General features: G+C 62.2%; 11 protein-coding genes and 4 pseudogenes. 8 read left to right on the forward strand and 7 right to left on the reverse strand.

Annotation, left to right across the window (positions count from 1 at the left end; translation table 11 throughout):
- Nucleotides 1-140: 140 nt before the first annotated feature.
- Both gntR and AC56DV_RS29080 read right to left on the reverse strand, forming a co-directional pair.
- Complete coding sequence (gene gntR, locus AC56DV_RS29075) at nt 141-1169, reverse strand: HTH-type transcriptional regulator GntR (RefSeq protein WP_496317687.1); 1029 nt, start codon at nt 1167-1169, stop codon at nt 141-143.
- A 57-nt stretch (nt 1170-1226) separates the two neighbouring features.
- Nucleotides 1227-1772: a DUF4124 domain-containing protein gene (locus AC56DV_RS29080; RefSeq protein WP_496317688.1), complete on the reverse strand. Its 546-nt coding sequence runs from the start codon at nt 1770-1772 to the stop codon at nt 1227-1229.
- Between the two features lie 143 nt (nt 1773-1915).
- Here AC56DV_RS29080 and guaB point away from each other — a divergent pair, with 143 nt between their 5' ends.
- From guaB to AC56DV_RS29100, 4 genes and pseudogenes are all read left to right on the forward strand, one after another.
- Nucleotides 1916-3379 carry an IMP dehydrogenase gene (guaB, locus tag AC56DV_RS29085; protein ID WP_496317689.1) on the forward strand — a complete coding sequence of 488 codons (1464 nt, stop codon included), beginning with the start codon at nt 1916-1918 and terminating at the stop codon, nt 3377-3379.
- Nucleotides 3380-3452: 73 nt separating this feature from the next.
- Entirely contained in the window at nt 3453-5063 is a 1611-nt protein-coding gene (guaA, locus tag AC56DV_RS29090) for a glutamine-hydrolyzing GMP synthase (RefSeq protein ID WP_496317690.1), read from the forward strand.
- A gap of 373 nt (nt 5064-5436) precedes the next feature.
- Nucleotides 5437-6545 (forward strand): annotated as a pseudogene (locus AC56DV_RS29095) (IS3 family transposase).
- Nucleotides 6546-6614: 69 nt separating this feature from the next.
- Nucleotides 6615-6833: pseudogene (locus AC56DV_RS29100) on the forward strand (transposase domain-containing protein); the annotation flags it as partial.
- Between the two features lie 55 nt (nt 6834-6888).
- Here the strand turns inward: AC56DV_RS29100 and AC56DV_RS29105 are convergent.
- From AC56DV_RS29105 to AC56DV_RS29115, 3 genes and pseudogenes are all read right to left on the reverse strand, one after another.
- Nucleotides 6889-7917 (reverse strand): SDR family NAD(P)-dependent oxidoreductase, encoded by a 1029-nt coding sequence (locus AC56DV_RS29105; protein ID WP_496317691.1) that lies wholly within the window; start codon nt 7915-7917, stop codon nt 6889-6891.
- Nucleotides 7918-7977: 60 nt separating this feature from the next.
- Nucleotides 7978-8958, reverse strand: a pseudogene (locus AC56DV_RS29110) (alpha/beta hydrolase).
- A complete protein-coding gene (locus tag AC56DV_RS29115) occupies nt 8924-9985 on the reverse strand; it encodes an aldo/keto reductase (protein WP_496317692.1) in 1062 nt (353 codons plus the stop codon). The pseudogene AC56DV_RS29110 and the gene AC56DV_RS29115 overlap by 35 nt, the downstream one beginning before the upstream one ends.
- An 80-nt stretch (nt 9986-10065) precedes the next feature.
- Between AC56DV_RS29115 and AC56DV_RS29120 the strand changes: the two genes are divergently transcribed.
- Nucleotides 10066-11046, forward strand: coding sequence for an AraC family transcriptional regulator (locus tag AC56DV_RS29120; protein WP_496317693.1), 981 nt, complete (start codon nt 10066-10068; stop codon nt 11044-11046).
- A 110-nt stretch (nt 11047-11156) separates the two neighbouring features.
- On the opposite strand, the pseudogene AC56DV_RS29125 reads toward AC56DV_RS29120, so the two are convergent.
- Nucleotides 11157-11435, reverse strand: a pseudogene (locus AC56DV_RS29125) (transposase domain-containing protein); the annotation flags it as partial.
- A gap of 523 nt (nt 11436-11958) precedes the next feature.
- Entirely contained in the window at nt 11959-12687 is a 729-nt protein-coding gene (locus AC56DV_RS29130; RefSeq protein WP_496317694.1) for a DUF6683 family protein, read from the reverse strand.
- A gap of 270 nt (nt 12688-12957) precedes the next feature.
- Here AC56DV_RS29130 and AC56DV_RS29135 point away from each other — a divergent pair, with 270 nt between their 5' ends.
- From AC56DV_RS29135 to AC56DV_RS29145, 3 genes are all read left to right on the forward strand, one after another.
- Entirely contained in the window at nt 12958-14586 is a 1629-nt protein-coding gene (locus AC56DV_RS29135; protein ID WP_496317695.1) for a diguanylate cyclase domain-containing protein, read from the forward strand.
- Between the two features lie 140 nt (nt 14587-14726).
- Nucleotides 14727-15560: a hypothetical protein gene (locus tag AC56DV_RS29140; RefSeq protein ID WP_496317696.1), complete on the forward strand. Its 834-nt coding sequence runs from the start codon at nt 14727-14729 to the stop codon at nt 15558-15560.
- 57 nt (nt 15561-15617) lie between these two features.
- The gene (locus AC56DV_RS29145; protein WP_496317697.1) at nt 15618-17864 is read left to right on the forward strand and encodes a penicillin acylase family protein; all 2247 of its coding nucleotides are present in this window, start codon (nt 15618-15620) and stop codon (nt 17862-17864) included.
- Nucleotides 17865-17919: the final 55 nt, after the last annotated feature.

Raw genomic sequence — 17919 nt, forward strand, 5'->3', positions numbered from 1 at the left:
GCGCTATCAGTGGACCGGAGTTTAACGTGGCGAGAAAAAATGTAAAGAAGATTCGATGCTGCGCCGCAGCAAAGTCTTGCTGGGCAGAGCCGTATTCGAAATGCGGCTCGGCTCGGCAGCGGAGGAGGAGGGGAGACGGGTCAGGCGCTTTCGCGGGCCATGAGGGTGAAACCGAGGTCGATTTGCGCGGCGGGCGGCTGCTCGCCGCGGATGACCCCGCGCAGCAGCGTGGCCGCTTCGAAGCCGACCCGGTAGCGCGGCGTGCCGATGGTCGTGACAGACGGATTCATCCAGGCGGAGGCGGGCAGGTCGTTGAAGCCGCAGATGGCCAGCTGCTCGGGCACGCTGATGCCGCGCCGCTGGCATTGGTAGATGGCGCCGTGCGCCAGGTCGTCGTTGCAGCAGAAGATGGCGTCCAGGTTGGGCGTGGCCGACAGCATGCGTCCCACCAGCTCGGCCCCCAGCGCGATGGTGGACGGATCGGCCACCATCAGTTCCAGCTTGGGATCGGCCAGGCCGGCTTCTTCCATGGCCTTGCGGTAGCCTTCGGCGCGCTTGATGGTGCGCTCGTCCAGCTGCGCGCCCATGAAGCCGATGCGCTTGTAGCCCTTGTCGATCAGGTAGCGCGCCATGGTGTAGCCGGCCTGCACCTGCGAGAAGCCGACCGACAGCTGCGCCGGGTCGGGCGACAGGTCCATCATCGACACCACCGGCACGCGCGACGTGTCCAGCATCTTCTGCACGCCCTTGCTGTGCGACATGCCGGACAGCAGGATGCCGTCCGGGTTGGACTGCATGTAGACGTTGAGCAGCTTTTCCTCTTCGGCGTCCGAATAGCGCGTGTTGCCGATCAGGATCTGGTAGCCGTAGGGATCGAGCGCGTCCTGTATGCCTTGCAGCACCGCCGTGAACACGGCGTTCGACAGCGACGGCACCAGCACTACGATGACATTCGAGCGCGACGAGGCGAGGGCGCGCGCGGCGCGGTTGGGCACGTAGCCCAGCTCTTCCACGGCCAGTTCGACGCGCGAACGCAGCATGGGCGATACCAGCTCGGGCTGGCTGATGGCGCGCGAAGCCGTCATGGTTGCGACGCCCGCGCGCGCAGCAACTGCCGCCAGGGTTACTCGGCCGCTGGCGCGGCTCTTGCCATTATGTGGTTTGGTCATCCGGTATTTTTCTTGGTTTTTGGTAGCGATAACATCATTTTATACTGCTGGATGTCTTTATTTAGAGCAATCTGCCAATATCTTCTGGTTGCGCCGCGAGCGCTCGGCGCGCTGCTCGTCGGTGAGGAACACGCGCTGGCCGCTCTTGTCGAATTCGGTCATGCGGCTGCCGGAGTCGAGCGCAGCCTGGTTGCTGCGCGCGCTGTCGCAATTGGCCGCCTGCTCGGCCTTGCGCGTGGCTTCCTGCGTGGCCTTCTGCTCGGCCGCCTGGCTTTCCGCTTTGCGCTTGGCGAACTCGGCGTTGCGCTCGGCCAGCGTGGGCGGACGTTTTACTTTGGCGTCGGCCGCGTCCGCCGGCTCGCCTTCGGCCGCCGGGGCAGGGGCCTGGCCAGCAGCGGGCGCGTAAGCCGGCCCCAGGGCGGCCGCAGCGGCGCGCGGCTGCTTCAGGATGCGGTTCTGCGGCACCGACGGCGGCGGCGGCTGGTCCGACAGCTGCTTCATGCCCTTTTCATCCAGCCACATATATTGGGCATGGGACAGCGCAGGCAGCGCAGCCAGCGCCAGCAATGCGGCGAGCGCGCGGGCCGTTCGGTAATGTTTCATAGTGGATAGATCCCTTTATTCCTTGCGGCAGATTTCCATGCTTTGACTATGCTGTCAACCCGCGTCGCCAATTTTCCCCGGGGTAAAGACGTAGGGCGTGACTTACTGTATAATCGACTTTTGCGCCTATAGGAAATCGTACTATGCGTTTACTTCAAAAAGCACTCACCTTCGATGACGTGCTCCTCGTCCCTGCGTACTCCAATATTCTGCCTGCGGATACGTCTCTCAAAACTCGCCTGACCCGCAACATTTCGCTGAATATTCCGCTGCTGTCGGCCGCGATGGATACCGTCACCGAAGGCCGCCTGGCAATCGCCATGGCGCAGGAAGGCGGCATCGGCATCATCCACAAGAATCTGAAGCCGAAAGACCAGGCCCGCGAAGTAGCGCGCGTAAAACGTTTCGAAGCTGGCGTGCTGCGCGATCCGATCACGATCCCGCCGGACATGAAGATCCGCGAAGTCATCAAGCTGACGGAGCAGTATGGCATTTCCGGCTTCCCGGTGGTAGAGGGCAAGCAAGTAGTTGGTATCATCACCAACCGGGATCTGCGCTTCGAACAGGAGCTGGACGCTGAAGTACGCGCCAAGATGACCCCGCGCGACAAGCTGGTGTACGTGAAAGAAGGCGCAGACACGACCGAAGCCAAACGCCTGATGAACAAGCACCGCCTGGAGCGCGTGCTGGTGGTGGACGACGCCTTCAACCTGCGCGGCCTGATCACCGTTAAAGACATCCAGAAATCGACCGAACACCCGAACGCATCCAAAGACCAGCACGGCAAGCTGCTGGTGGGCGCGGCTGTCGGCGTGGGCGCCAAAGACGAAGAACGCATCGAGCTGCTGGTGGCGGCCGGCGTGGACGTGCTGGTGGTGGACACCGCCCACGGCCACTCGCAAGGCATCCTGGACCGCGTAAAGTGGATCAAGACCAAGTTCCCGCACGTGGACGTCATCGGCGGCAACATCGCCACCGCAGCGGCCGCCAAGGCGCTGGTGGAATACGGCGCGGACGCGGTCAAGGTCGGCATCGGCCCCGGCTCCATCTGCACCACCCGTATCGTGGCTGGCGTGGGCGTGCCGCAGATCACCGCCATCTCCAACGTGGCTGAAGCGCTCGCCGGCACCGGCGTGCCGTGCATCGCCGACGGCGGCATCCGCTTCTCGGGCGACATTTCGAAAGCACTGGCAGCGGGCGCATCGACCGTGATGATGGGCTCCATGTTCGCCGGCACCGAAGAAGCGCCGGGCGAAGTGATCCTGTACCAGGGCCGTTCGTACAAGTCCTACCGCGGCATGGGTTCGCTGGGCGCGATGTCGGACGGCTCGGCCGACCGCTACTTCCAGGACGCCACCATGAAGGCCGACAAGTTCGTGCCTGAAGGTATCGAAGGCCGTGTCGCCTACAAGGGCAGCGTGCTGGCGATCATCTTCCAGCTGGTGGGCGGCGTGCGCCAGTCCATGGGCTACTGCGGCTGCGCCACCATCGACGAGCTGCGCGAGAAAGCGGAATTCGTCGAGATCACGTCGGCCGGCATGCGCGAATCGCACGTGCACGACGTACAGATCACCAAGGAAGCGCCGAACTACCGTTCCGGCGACTAACGCTTCCCTCAAACGCCGGCGGCATGCTCCGCCGGCGTTTTTATATATTCCCCTTAAGTTCTAGCGCTCATCCATGCACTCTAAAATCCTCATTCTCGATTTCGGTTCCCAGGTTACCCAGCTGATCGCCCGCCGCGTGCGCGACTCCGGCGTATTCTCCGAAGTCTACCCCTACGACATCGGCGACGATTTCGTGCGCAACTACGGCGCCTCCGGCGTGATCCTGTCGGGCAGCCACAACTCCACGCTGGAAGGCGACTCGCCGCGCGCGCCGCAGGCCGTGTTCGAACTGGGCGTGCCGGTGCTGGGCATCTGCTACGGCATGCAGACCATGGCGGCCCAGCTGGGCGGCAAGGTCGAGAACGGCCTGGTGCGCGAATTCGGCTACGCCGAAGTGCGCGCCCGCAACCACACCAAGCTGCTGGACGGCATCAACGACTTCGTCACGCCGGAAGGCCACGGCATGCTGAAAGTGTGGATGAGCCACGGCGACAAGGTGCTGGACATGCCGCCGGGCTTCAAGCTGATGGGCGACACGCCGAGCTGTCCGATCGCCGCCATGGCAGACGAAGAGCGCAACTTCTACGGCGTGCAGTTCCACCCGGAAGTGACGCACACCGAGCAGGGCAAGGCCATGCTGGGCCGCTTCGTGCACGAGATCTGCGGCTGCAAATCCGACTGGAACATGCCGGACTACATCTCTGAAGCGGTCGAGAAGATCCGCGCGCAAGTGGGCACCGATGAAGTGATCCTGGGCCTGTCGGGCGGCGTCGATTCGTCCGTGGCCGCCGCGCTGATCCACCGCGCCATCGGCGACCAGCTGACCTGCGTCTTCGTCGACCACGGCCTGCTGCGCCTGAACGAAGGCGAGATGGTGATGAACATGTTCGCCAAGAACCTGGGCGTGAAGGTGATCCGCGTGGACGCCACCGACCAGTTCATGGGCCACCTGGCCGGCGTGACCGACCCTGAGCAAAAGCGCAAGATCATCGGCCGCGAATTCGTGGAAGTGTTCCAGGTGGAGTCGGCCAAGCTGGTCAACGCCAAGTGGCTGGCGCAGGGCACCATCTACCCGGACGTGATCGAATCGGCCGGCAAGGGCAAGAAGGGCCAGACCATCAAGTCGCACCACAACGTGGGCGGCCTGCCGGACACCATGAAGCTCAAGCTGCTGGAACCGCTGCGCGAACTGTTCAAGGACGAAGTGCGCAAGCTGGGCGTGGCGCTGGGCCTGCCGCATGACATGGTCTACCGCCACCCGTTCCCGGGCCCGGGCCTGGGCGTGCGCATCCTGGGCGAAGTGAAGAAGGAATACGCCGACCTGCTGCGCCAGGCCGACGCCATCTTCATCGAAGAGCTGCGCAACACCCCGTACGAGTTCGTGGCCGGCCAGGCTGTGAACACGGAAGAGCTGCCGAAGAACTGGTACGAAGCGACGTCGCAAGCGTTCGCGGTGTTCCTGCCGGTGAAATCGGTGGGCGTGATGGGCGACGGCCGCACCTACGAATACGTGGTGGCGCTGCGCGCCGTGCAGACGCAGGACTTCATGACGGCGCACTGGGCACACCTGCCGCACTCGCTGCTGGGCAAAGTGTCCAACCGCATCATCAATGAAGTGCGCGGCTTGAACCGTGTCGTGTACGACATCAGCGGCAAGCCGCCTGCGACCATCGAGTGGGAATAATTCCCCGTCTGGCTGCAGCACGCAGCACGCGGCATTAAACCGAGACTAAGCCCCTGATTTCCAGGGGCTTTTTCTATTTTGGGGTGGCGAAATCTGGCAACGATCGGCAAGGTCAAGCGCGCGCGATTGCTGGTACCGGTGATCCGTTCCCGATTAAACTGATACAGACTGTGCGAGGCGTGGGCTATTTTGTGGACGGAGAACTATGAAGCGCCGGCCTCTTTCTTTGACGGTGCGTGTTGCGCTGACTCGCCCCGGAAAATTAGGAGGCCGTTTGGTGTGAGTTAGGCGACTTAGTGATCTGCCCTGGCGAAATTAGACACTTCCGGGCGCGAGTTTTTGGTCAATAATTCCTTGACGGGAGGGCTTGACCATGAAGCGCAAACATTTTCCGGCGGAACAGATTGTATCCGTGTTGAAGCAGGCCGAACTGGGCATGGCGGTTGGGGACATTGTCCGGCAGCTCGGCATTTCAGAGCAGACCTTTTATCGCTGGAAAAAGCAGTACGGCGGCATGCAATCCGAAGGCGTGCGGGAACTCAAGGTTTTGCAGGACGAGAACGCACGGCTGAAGAAGTTTTTGGCCGAGCTGAGCTTGGACAAGGCGATCCTGCAGGACGTCGCGTCAAAAAAGTGGGACGGCCCGCGCTGAAACGAGTGGTGGTGGCCTACATCATCGATCACTATGGATTGAAACTGGCGCGGGCCTGTCGGCTGATCAAGCAAGTGCGCAGCACGCAGTATCTGTCGAGCAGGAAGGACCCCAAGCTGGCGCTGCGGCAACGCTTGCGGGAGCTGGCCTAGGTGCGGGTACGTTGGGGCTACAGGCGGTTGCACGTGCTGCTCAAACGCGAGGGCTTCCAGCTGGGCGTCAACCAGACTTACCGCTGGTATTGTTTGGAGCAGTTGCAGTTGCGCGCCTGGCGCAAGAAGCGGCGCAAAAGTGTTGTTGCCCGCCAGGCGCGTATGCAACCGCGTCGGGCAAACGACGCGTGGAGCATGGATTTCGTCGCCGACCAACTTGCAGATGGAACCAAGATACGGCTGCTGACGATCATCGACATCTACAGCCGGGAATCCTTGGCCATCGTGGCCGGACATCGCCTCCGTGGCGAGGACGTGGTTGCGGCCCTCAACCGCATCGTTGCTAAATGCGCGCCGCCGCGGTGCCTGTTTGTCGATAACGGCAGCGAATTCTCGGGGCAGATGCTGGACCTGTGGGCCTATCACCACCAGGCCAAGATCGATTTCAGCCGGCCCGGCAAGCCGACCGATAATTGCTACATCGAAACGTTCAACGGATCGCTGCGTGATGAATGCCTCAACGTCCACTGGTTCACCTCCTTGGCCGAGGTTCAAGCCATCGTGGAGGCCTGGCGCGTGGACTACAATGAGATTCGGCCTCACATGGCTCTCAGCGATCAAACCCCTACGGCCTTCGCTCGGAGTACGGTTTCTGAAGGGCTTGAAATAGGCCATTAACCGACCAAATTCTCGTACCCAAAGTGTCCATCGAACCCAAGCGGATCAGCACGCGGCCACTACCGGCAGCGTGGCGTGGCCATCGGCCGACGCAATTATCTGTTTGCCGGCGCCGACAGTGGCGGCAAACGCGCCGCCGCGATCTACTCGCTGATCGGCACGGCCAAGCTGAACGGTGTCGACCCCGAAGCCTGGTTGCGTCACGTGCTGACGCATATCGCTGACTATCCCGTAAACCGGGTTGATGATTTCTTGCCCTGGAACTGCAACCTGCCAGCAGCCATTTGAGATCACGCCGCTTCCCAGCGGAGTGATGCCATCATCGATCACATTTCCCAAGCATTCAAGACGTCACTGGGCAGACGCTTACGATAGAGATGCCAGTGATTTCTTCGCTTCTGCGCCAGAGTTCTTCGGCGGCGTTGGGATCAACTGCATACGCCTGGACTCCGGTGCCGCGATTGGTACGATCTTCAGACAGATCGAACGAATTGCCCTCCGGCAGAACGGGCGTGATATCGGAATCGGCGCAGAAAACTCCACCTTTACCGTCGAGTTGCGGGCTGACCGCACACCAGACATGGGTAGCCGCGCCCTGCGGCACCGATTTCAGGTCACGGGCCAGATCGACGACCGGCCGGCCATTCGCATCGACGAACCCCGTCTTTTTCAGCATTTCCACGCCGACGTGCGTGCCGAGATTCGTTCCTGCGATCCCGCCCGGATGGAGTGCGAACGCGCGAATGCCGTCGTCCTTGCCTCGCCGGTCGAGGCCGACCGCGAAGAGGATGTTGGCCGTCTTCGACTGACCGTAGGCCTTGAAAGCATCGTAGTCACGACGCTCGAAATTGATGTCGTCGAAGACGACTGGCGAGAAGCGGTGCCCGGCGGACGAGACGGATACGACGCGCGCGCCACCGGCTCGCTTGAGCGCCGGCCAGAGTCGCAGAGCCAGTCGGAAATGGCCGAGGTGGTTGGTGGAAAACTGAAGCTCGTTGCCTTGCGCATCGCGCTTCAACTCGGGTAACGCCATGATGCCGGCGTTGTTGATGAGTAGATGAAGTGGCATACCTGTTTCAATGAAGTCGCGTGCGAAGTCGTCGATCGAGCGGGGATCGGTGAGATCCATCGATTGAACCTCCATGCCGCCGCCCGCTTCGGCGATGGTTTTGCGCGCGCGTTCGACGTCACGCGCCGGCACGATGATTCTCGCGCCCGCGGAGGCGAGCGTGCGCGCCGTTTCAAGTCCGAGGCCTGAGTAGCCTCCTGTGACGATCGCTATCTTGCCGACTAGGTCGACACCCTTAATGATGTCGACGGTCGTGGACGCGCGGCTAAGACCTGAACCGATGGGTGCTTGTGCTGTGCTCATTGCTATATCTCCTTTTACTGGATAAAAAATAAGTTCGTGGTAATTTGGTGTGTAGATCTACTAATTGCTTGCATCTAAAAAGCCGAGTAACGCGGCGTTCGTTTGCTCCACCGCCTCCAGTTGAGGCCAGTGACCCACTTCCGGCAGCGCAATAAATCTTCGTAGGTCCGTAAGGACATGCTTCAGAACTTCTGGTGTGACGGGATGTAGCGCGTTCAGACCGTCCGCTGCGCCAACCAGTAAGAAAGACAGGATCTGAATCCTGCGGCCAGCGAAAGCCGACGTCATGTTGAGATAGGACTCCAGCGCACGGTAGTAATTGAGCGGGCGGTGAAATCCGTTACGCTCAAACTGGCTGACCATGACGGCAAAATCTGCGGGATCAACGAAGCTCAGTAGGCCCTGTGGTACTGACCTGAGCAGGCCGCGGTTGATATCCATCGGATGCCAATGCGCTTCTTTCGGAGCTTCCCCAGACGTCCAGCAGAAAGTCGCGGGGAGCGCATTTTTTGCGTCAGCCCACTCTGCGTCGGCCTCCGGACGCATCTGCCGGAACATGTAGAAATCATGCTGACCGTTTTTCCGCAAATCAGTCAGAAAGTTTCCACGCCCGAATTCTAACGGCGGCACGCTCAAGTCGAAGACCGCGCGGAATCGGTCGGGCCTTATCAGGGCAGCAGTCCACGCAGCAACTGCACCAAAATCATGGCCGACAAGTGTCGCTGTTTCGCAATTCAAGGCATCCAGAACGGCAACAAGATCCCCGACGGTACTAAATGCCGGTTATGCGGAAGCATCGTCCTGGCCGGAACTCTCACCGTACCCTCGGGTGTCCAATGCGATCGCGCGATAACCCGCATTGGAGGCCGCCTCCATCTGACGACGCCAGCTACGCGATGTGTCGGGGAACCCGTGACAGAACAGCACAGCGGTTCCCTCACCATACTCGACAGTATGCAGCGATACTTCATGTGTGGCGATATAGTGTTCCTTCATGCTCCCCCCGTCAGGTCTGAGCAAATGACGGCACGGTTCGGCCATCGACCGTCAGGCCGGGGAATGCCAGCATCGGTGCCAGGGTTTCGTTGTTCTCGGCCGGGAAATTCAGCTTCGGCTTGGAGCCCAGGCTGAGTTTGCCGATTTGTTCGGCGGACAACGTCACTTCAAGAGAGTCGAGATTGGCTTTGAGCTGATCGAGCCTCCTGGCACCGATCAGGGTGGACGTGACACCCGCCTGTGAACGGACCCAGGCCAGCGCGACCGACGCGGGGCTGATGCCAAGTTCCGATGCAACCTCGACGACGGCTTCGATGATGTCGTAATCCGCTTCGCCCGGAATGCCGACCATGCTGGTACGCTTCGTATCGACCTGGCCTGCGCCACCGCGCCGGAACTTGCCGCTCAGGAAACCGCTCTTGAGCGGCGACCAGGGCATGATGCCCATTCCCATTGCCTGCGCCATCGGAAACAGTTCGCCTTCGCTGGTCCGCTCCAGCAGCGAATATTCGAGTTGCAGCGCGATAATCGGCGCCCATCCGCGGAAGTGGGCGATGGTCTGTGCCTCAGCCGTTTTCCAGGCGGGAATATCCGAGAAGCCAACGTAACGGATCTTGCCGGCCGTGACGAGATCGTCGAGCCCGCGCAACGTTTCTTCGATGGGTGCCGTCCGGTCCCAGTTGTGTAGCCAGTAGATGTCGATGTAGTCGCTCTGGAGCCGGTTCAACGACGCTTCGCACTGCTGGATGAGCGCCTTGCGTCCGGCGCCGCCACCGTTCGGATCGCCCGGGAACAGGTTGCAATAGAACTTCGTGCTGAGCACGATCTCGTCGCGCCGGACTTTGTTCTGCTTGAGATAGTCGCCGATGATCTGCTCGGAATGGCCGGCGGTGTAGATATTGGCCGTATCCACGAAGTTTCCGCCGCGATTTCGATACTCATCGAGCATGGCGAACGACTCTTCGGGGCTGGCGCCCCAGCCGAAGTCTTCACCGAAGGTCATGGTTCCGAGGCAATACGGGCTGACGCGTAGGCCAGAACGCCCGAGCGTGACGAAATGATTGAGAGGCATGCGATATCTCCGAGACGAATTAGTTCATTGCATGGTAGGCTAATAGTTGTGTACGTAGAAGACTTAATAGTTCAATTTTTATGCGCAATAGTTCAAATTCTCAGGCTGATCCCCTTTCAGACCTACTGAACTTTCTTCAGGCACGCTGCGAACTGTCTGGGCGGGTAGTGGCAGGAGGCACCTGGGCGCGCCGCTTTGCCAATCTGGATGCGATCAAGTTTTGTGCGGTTACAGAGGGGCTCTGCTGGTATTCCATTGACGGCATGGCTGAGCCGGCCCGAGTGGACACTGGCGACATCCTGATTACCAATGGCACACGCACCCTGACTCTTGCCAGCGCCTCAGCGCTGGTTCCTGATGCGGCGACCACGCCAGTCGTTCGGGACGGTGACGATCAATATCAGCTTGGCGAAGGTTGTGACTTCACCATGCTGGGAGGCACCGTGCAGATTGATGCAGATCGGCAAGCCTTCCTTCTGAATGGTCTGCCGCCACTCATTCATGTGCGAGGAACCAAAGACGAAGCCAAGCCGCTTGCCTGGTTGCTTGAGCAACTGGTATCGGAAATGAAAGGCGGTCGGCCTGGCCGAAACGTTGTCATATCAGGACTGGCCCAACTGTTATTCATCCAGACACTACGAGCCTATCTCGTACATGCTTCGGATGGCGACGAGGGATGGCTGAAGGGCTTCGGCGACCATCGGTTAGCCACTGTGCTTAGTAGCATCCATAGCGAACCTTTCCGGAACTGGGGGCTTGAAGAACTTGCGAAAACAGCGGGGATGTCGAGAACGTCACTTGCGGTGCGGTTCCGAGAAATGATGGGCGTCCCGCCGCTCGCCTACTTGACTCAATGGCGCATGTATCTGGCGAGACGTGAGCTTCGGGCAGGGGCCTCGATCTCAGAAGCTGCGGCCTCGGTTGGGTACACATCCGACAGCGCCTTCAGCGCCGCATTCAAGCGCGTGATGGCTGTTGCGCCCGGCCAGTACAGGAGAACGGCGCAGAGAGAGGGGGAGGCGCCGCAAATTAACGGCAAGGCAGACACGCTCGAATGTTAGAAGAGTCGGCGGCCATTGATAAACGGTAAGCATCCACCCAGAACCGTATTGTTCCAGCTGATCAGTGGCTGCAATATAGCTGCATCCCGCTGGGAAGCGGCAAGGAAGTCTTAGGCAGGGGCCAACTGCCCGGCGCAATGCCAGGGCAGGAACTCGTCGACACGGTTGACGGGATGATCGGCGATGTGAGTAAGCACATGGCGCAGCCAAGCCTCCGGATCGATGCCGCTGAGCTTGGCCGTGCCGATCAACGAGTAAATGGCCGCTGCCCGTTCGTCACCCGTGTCGGCGCCGGCGAACAGGTAATTGCGCCGTCCGATGGCGATGCCTCGCAGGGCGCGTTCGGCGGCCGAGTTGTCGATCTCGATGACGCCGTCGTCGCAGTCGCGGCACTGGAGTGATCCCCTCGGACTGGCCTTGGTCCAGTCCGAGGGGTTCACTCCAAAAATGGGTCAATTTTCGGCGCAAATCAACAGCCTACGGCGACATGATCCGATTCTACTATCGGCTTGCGCAAAACACAGCTCAATAGCGCTGATCGCTCTTTGCATGGTTTTGCTGTCGCTTGCATGACGGCGGTTCTGACGAGGTCGGTCTAGCTTGCACGCGCCAACAATGCAGTGCATCGGTGTAAAATGATCGCTGCAAATCGTGTGAGATTCCGGCACTGTTAACGCGTTTTTTTGATGGTATTACCGATGGTATTGCTTCCTTGCAGGATCAGGAATTCAAGCTAAATCAAGGTTTTAGGGCTTGGAATGGGAATGGTACCCGTAACATTTCGGCCTTTAGGGGCATTTTTAGGGGCATGTGTGCCACAAAAATTTGCGATGGCCAATGAAGATAAGGCGCGCTTTTGTCTTTTCGATTCCGGCTCGGGACCACTCTGTTTGTTTCGCGCGCGGCAGCGAACTAGCGCTGCGCGTCGGCAAGCGAAACAAAGCCTGACGCGTTGATGCCCACTTGTTCGGGCGGCAAGTTCAACATGCGTGTCAGCATTTCACCGCCCTGTGTTCGCATATTCTGTCTTAATGCCGAAGCGCCTGCCGCTTGTGGATTGCGTTCCAGCGTAATCTGGCTGCTCGCGAGCATCATGCCGACGATCGCCAGGGCCTCGTACGCTGTGGCGCGTTCCGCCGCGGGCAGGGCGCTCAGGCCGGCGCTCTCGCGCACGCGCTTCTGCATTTGCCGCACCAGCGGCAAATAGTACTGATCCGGAAATGACTTGTTGTTGTAGGCCATCCACGCCCCGGCGATGCTGCTCGCGATAGCCACCCCCAGGTCGCCGGACGCGAGGCCGAATTTCTTGATGACGATTTCGTGGTACTGGAAAGCTTGCCTGTAGGTGGCCTCCGCGCCGCGCGCATCCTTGCCGGGCAGGTCTCTCGTCAGCCGGCCAGCGACGCTGCCGCCGGACGCCGGCGCTATCGACTTCACCTTGGCGCGCTCCGCCTTCTGCTGCGCCTCGTGCTTGTCCCAGTGGTGCAATGTTCTGTTCAGTATTTCATGCGTGAGTTGGTTGCCGATCACATTCATCGACACACTGGATGGAATTTCGTAGACGTTCACGAAGCCGTCGGCACGGCCGTCTATACCGAACATGGCAAGGGCAAGGCCCACCAGTGCACGATGTGTATTCATTTTTGCGCCTCCAAGCAGCGTAAGTCTGACCCATCGGGCCAAAAGGATGTTAATTTAACCACTTTCCGCCACATTGCGGCGCGTAGCTGAACCCGGTCTCCTCGTTGCTGAGCTGCAACGCCTTACCTCTACTTGTATTCCTGACGGAAATATCCCCTATAATTGCGCCATATCCGCCGGCGCCTGATCTTCGCGCTTGGCAACTGAACTGGCCCAACCTCCGCCATTGGTTTGTAGCGCTATGCGCCCCGTGCGCGGCAGGAGGCTTCGATGCGGCCGGTTTTACACTTTTTCCTCAGTTTCAAATTCAAAATCACCTTGCTGGTCACCGCCATGGTGCTGATCGCCGGGCTGGGCGTGGGCGGCGTGTCGCTGCTGATCGCCGAGTCGGCCATGCGGCAGTCCATCGCGCAGCAGGAGATGACGCTGCTGGCCAGCGCCGCAGCCTATGTGGACCGCGACATCATCGCCAAGCGCCAGCTGCTCAAGTCGCTCACCGAGCAGGTGTCGGGCAGCGAACCGTCGCTGGACGACATGCAGACGCTGCTGGAAGCGCACGGCACGCTGCGCGACGAATTCTTCAACGTGACGGTGTTCGACACCGCCGGCAACCTGGTGGCTAGCCTGCGCGACCGCCGCGCCAAGGGCACGCTGAACGTGGCGGCGCGCCAGTATTTCCAGGATACGCTGCGCACCCGCGAGGGCGTGACGTCGGCGCCGTTCCGCAGCGTGTTGTCGGGCAAGCCGGTGGTGGTGCTGACGCAGCCGCTGCTGAACGCCGAGGGCAAGACCATCGGCGTGCTGCTGGGCGCCATCGAACTGCTGCGGCCGTCGTTCTCGGCGCGGCTGGACAATCTGCGCGCCAGCGCCGGCGGCTACCTGTTCATCGTGGCCGGCGACGGCACCTTTGTACACCACCCGAACAAGGCAATGCTGCTGAGCCGGGGCGACGCTGGCGACGGTTCCATCGTGGACGCCGTGCTGCGCAGCGCCGAAGGCTGGACCGATGCGGTGCTGGACGACGGCGTGCCCACCTTGCTGGCGCACCAGCGCCTGCGGGAGGTGGACTGGACCATCGCCGTGTCTTATCCGATCCAGAGCGCGTTTGCGCCCATGGTGAGCGTGCGCGTGCGAGCGTTTGCCGCGGCCACCATGGTAACGCTGCTGGCTGGCCTGTTCGGCTGGCTGCTGGTCAAGCTGATGCTGCGCCCGCTGCTGCGCCTGCACAGCAATGTGGTGGACATCGAGAACGGCGCCGCCGATATCCAGGTGTTCGACGTGCGGGGCCGGGATGAGTTCGCCCAGCTGAGCCGGGCGTTCTTCTCGCTGTCGCAGCGCCGCGAGCGGGCCGAACAGGACTTGCACCGCCTGGCCACCACCGACGCGCTGACCGGCATCAACAACCGCCGCATGTTCGACGAATACTTCCCGCGCGCGCTGGCCCGGGCCCAGCGCAGCGGCGAGCAGGTGGGCATGGCTTTCCTCGACATCGACCACTTCAAGGCCATCAACGACCTGCACGGCCATGCGACCGGCGACGCGGTGCTGGTGGAGTTCGCGCGCCGCCTGACGCAGGCGGTGCGCTATACGGACACCGTGGCGCGGCTGGCCGGGGACGAGTTCGTCATCGTGTTCGAGCAACTGCCGTCCGGCGCGGAAATGAGCCTGTTGGGCAGCAAGATCATCGACGCCATGCGCGCGCCGTTCGTGATCGGCACGACGACGCTGGCGGTCACCACCAGCGTCGGCATCGCGCTGACCACCGAGCATCCGGTGTTGGCCGACGATGTGATGCGGGCGGCCGACCAGGCGCTGTACGGCGTGAAGGCGGCGGGCCGCAATGGCTTTGCCGTCAACACGGTGGGCGCGGAGCGGGTGCTGCGGGTGCGCCGGGCTTGAACGGGGCAGCGCCAGCGGGCCGGCGTGGCGGCGGCCCCGGCACCTTGGGTTGGACACGCAATTGGTGTAGCATGCTGGACGGCGATGGGGCAGGGTGCGCGTAGCGCGCCGGCCGCGCCTGCTTTTTCCAGGAATACCGAATGCAAATCCAAATCAATGACATGCTGCGCAGCTATATCGACCCGCTCACCGAGGCCGAGTACGCTGCGCTTGAACGCAGCATCCTGGCCGAGGGCTGCCGCGACGCGCTGGTGCTGTGGAACGACGTGCTGGTGGACGGCCACAACCGCTATTCGATCTGCCAGCGCCACAGCATTCCGTTCAAGGTGATCCAGAACGAGTCCTTCCACAGCATGGAGGACGTGATGCTGTGGATGATAGACAACCACCTGGGCCGCCGCAGCGTGTCCGACTTCCAGCGCGGCGTGCTGGCGCTGCGCAAGAAGGACATCATGGACGCCCGCGCCGCCGAGATCGCCGCCAAGGCCGCCGCCGAGGACGCGAGCATCGCGCCACCCGAGCCGGCCGACGAGTCGGCGCCCCCGCCGGCCAAGGTGCGCACCTCGCGCGAGGATATCGCCCGCGCCGCCCGCCTGAGCAGCAACACCATCAGCCAGATCGAAAAGATCCAGAAAACCGCCGCGCCGGAACTGGTGGAGGCGGTGCGCGCCGGCACCATCTCGATCAACGCGGCCGCCACGGTGGCCTCGCTGCCGGAAGCCGAGCAGGTGGCGGCGGTGGCCGGCGGCAAGAAGCTGCTGCAGCAGGCCGCCAAGGAGATCCGCGAGCAGCGCGCCGCGTCGCGTCCGCCCAAGGAGGCCAAGGGCGGCGAGGAGGGCGGCCACGCCGAGCCGCTGAGCGAAGTGGAGCAGTTGCGCGCCGAAGTGGCGCAGCTGAAGGACCGCGTCTCCAAGCTGCGCAATGAGAACGCGGAGCTGCGCGAGCGCATCGCGCAGCTGGTCGATGCTTCCTGAGTTAGTCGTGCCGAGTGATGCTTCCTGAATAAAAACAATGCACCTGGAGTGGGCCGTATGTCGAGATTGAGTCTTCTGCTTGCGGCCGCCTGTGCCGTTCCCCTGTCCGCGCAAGCCCTACAGCCGGCGTCGCCGCCGTCGCCGGCAGCCGCGCCGGCTGCGGCCGCGCCCGCTTCAAAGGCAGAGGCCGCCCGTCTGAAGGCGCTGGCGCAGCGGGTGACGATATTGCGCGACAAGTGGGGCATCCCGCACGTCTACGGCCAGAGCGACGCGGACGCGGTGTTCGGCCTGCTGTACGCGCAGGCGGAGGACGACTTCCCGCGCGTGGAACTGAATTTCATCAACGCCATGGGCCGCCTGGCCGAAGTGCAGGGCGAAGCCGAGCTGTACCGCGACTTGCGCATGAAGCTGTTCATCTCGCCGGACAGTCTGAAAGCCCAATATGCGGCCAGTCCGGCCTGGCTGAAAAAGCTGATGAACGCCTGGGCCGACGGGCTGAACTACTACCTGCAGACGCACCCGGACGTGAAGCCGGCGTTGATCGCGCAGTTCGAGCCGTGGATGGCGCTCAGCTTCAGCGAAGGCAGCATCGGCGGCGACATCGAGTCGGTGGACTTGAAGGAACTGGAACGCTTCTACGGCAAGGCGCCGCAGACCGGCCCGTCGCCGAACCCCGCCGTGGCCCATGCCGGAAGCGACCTGGACCATGAGCCGAGCGGCTCGAACGGCTTCGCCATCGCGCCCGCCATCAGCAAGTCCGGCCACGCGCTGCTGATGATCAATCCACATACCTCTTTCTACTTCCGGCCCGAAGTGCAGGTCAGCAGCAAGGAAGGCCTGAACGCCTACGGCGCCGTTACCTGGGGCCAGTTCTTCGTCTACCAGGGCTTCAACGACCGCCTGGGCTGGATGCACACCTCCGGCGGCGGCGACGTGATCGACGAGTTCCTGGAAACGGTGAGCGCCAGGGACGGCAAGTTCTTCTACAAGTACGGCGGCGAGGAGCGCCCGGTGAAGGCGGTGCCGATCCGCCTGCCGTACAAGACCGCCGCCGGCATGGCGGAGAAAACCGTCACCGCCTACTTCACGCACCACGGCCCGGTGGTGCGCTCGGCGGACGGCCGCTGGGTGTCGGTGAGCCTGATGAACGAGCCGCTGAAAGCGCTGCAGCAGTCCTGGCTGCGCACCAAGGCGCGCAATTACGCCGAGTTCTACAAGGTGATGGAGCTGCGCACCAACTCGTCCAACAACACCGTGTACGCGGATGCGGACGGCAATATCGCCTACTTCCACGGCAACTTCATCCCGGTGCGCGACCCGCGGTTCGACTACCGCAAGCCGGTGGACGGCAGCGACCCGGCCACCGACTGGAAGGGCTTGCACGCGGTGAAGGACACCATCCAGCTGTTCAACCCGAAAAACGGCTGGATCCAGAACACCAACAGCACGCCGTACACGGCGGCCGGCCCCTACAGCCCGAAAGCGGCCGACTACCCGGCCTACATGGCCGCGCAGCCGGAGAATGCGCGCGGCATCCACGCGGTGCGGGTACTGGAGAACAAGAAGGACTTCACGCTGGACAGCCTGATCGCGTCCGCCTACGACAGCCAGCTGACCGCCTTCGAGCCGCTGCTGCCGCAGCTGTTCGCGGCCTGGGAAGAGCTGCCGGACGGCGACGCGCTGAAGTCCAGCCTGGCGCCGCAAGTGCACGTGCTGCGGCGCTGGGACATGCGCTATTCGCTGTCCTCGGTGCCGACCTCGCTGGCCATCTTCTGGCTGCAGGACCTGGCCAAGATTTTCGGCCCGGCTGCCAAGAAGAAGGAGATGCCGGTGCTGGACTATATCGCCACCCAGCTGGCGCCGCAGGAGCGCCTGTATGCGCTGGCGCGCGCGTCGGCCAAGCTGACCGAGGACTTCGGCAGCTGGCAGACGCCGTGGGGCGAAATCAACCGCTTCCAGCGCCTGACCGGCGACGTGGTGCAGCCTTTCGACGACAGCAAGCCCAGCATCCCCGTGCCTTACGCTTCCGGCAACTGGGGCGCGCTGGCGGCGTACGGCCAGACTTCCACGCCCAAGACCAGGCGCATTTACGGCGAGCGCGGCAACAGCTTCGTGGCGGCGGTGGAGTTCGGCAAGCGGGTGCGCGCCAAGAGCATCCTGGCCGGCGGCCAAAGCGGCAACCCGGCCTCGCCGCATTTCATGGACCAGGCCGAGATGTACGCGCGCGGCGAGTTCAAGGAGGTGCTGTTCTACAAGGAAGACGTGGAGAAGCACCTGGAACGCAAATATCGCCCGGGAGAATAGCGAGTTCGGTTGCCATGCTTGACGCAGATCATGGCAGCTGAGCCTTGAGGGAACA

It is taken from the genome of Massilia sp. BGA-UO-ETr-WB1 (genome assembly GCF_059567845.1).

What these genes read in the sequence shown, in the direction of transcription:
- gntR (WP_496317687.1), bottom strand. Translation starts at nt 1,169, where the DNA reads ATGACCAAACCACATAATGGCAAGAGCCGCGCCAGCGGCCGAGTAACC.
- AC56DV_RS29080 (WP_496317688.1), bottom strand. Translation starts at nt 1,772, where the DNA reads ATGAAACATTACCGAACGGCCCGCGCGCTCGCCGCATTGCTGGCGCTG.
- guaB (WP_496317689.1), top strand. Translation starts at nt 1,916, where the DNA reads ATGCGTTTACTTCAAAAAGCACTCACCTTCGATGACGTGCTCCTCGTC.
- guaA (WP_496317690.1), top strand. Translation starts at nt 3,453, where the DNA reads ATGCACTCTAAAATCCTCATTCTCGATTTCGGTTCCCAGGTTACCCAG.
- AC56DV_RS29105 (WP_496317691.1), bottom strand. Translation starts at nt 7,917, where the DNA reads ATGAGCACAGCACAAGCACCCATCGGTTCAGGTCTTAGCCGCGCGTCC.
- AC56DV_RS29115 (WP_496317692.1), bottom strand. Translation starts at nt 9,985, where the DNA reads ATGCCTCTCAATCATTTCGTCACGCTCGGGCGTTCTGGCCTACGCGTC.
- AC56DV_RS29120 (WP_496317693.1), top strand. Translation starts at nt 10,066, where the DNA reads ATGCGCAATAGTTCAAATTCTCAGGCTGATCCCCTTTCAGACCTACTG.
- AC56DV_RS29130 (WP_496317694.1), bottom strand. Translation starts at nt 12,687, where the DNA reads ATGAATACACATCGTGCACTGGTGGGCCTTGCCCTTGCCATGTTCGGT.
- AC56DV_RS29135 (WP_496317695.1), top strand. Translation starts at nt 12,958, where the DNA reads ATGCGGCCGGTTTTACACTTTTTCCTCAGTTTCAAATTCAAAATCACC.
- AC56DV_RS29140 (WP_496317696.1), top strand. Translation starts at nt 14,727, where the DNA reads ATGCAAATCCAAATCAATGACATGCTGCGCAGCTATATCGACCCGCTC.
- AC56DV_RS29145 (WP_496317697.1), top strand. Translation starts at nt 15,618, where the DNA reads ATGTCGAGATTGAGTCTTCTGCTTGCGGCCGCCTGTGCCGTTCCCCTG.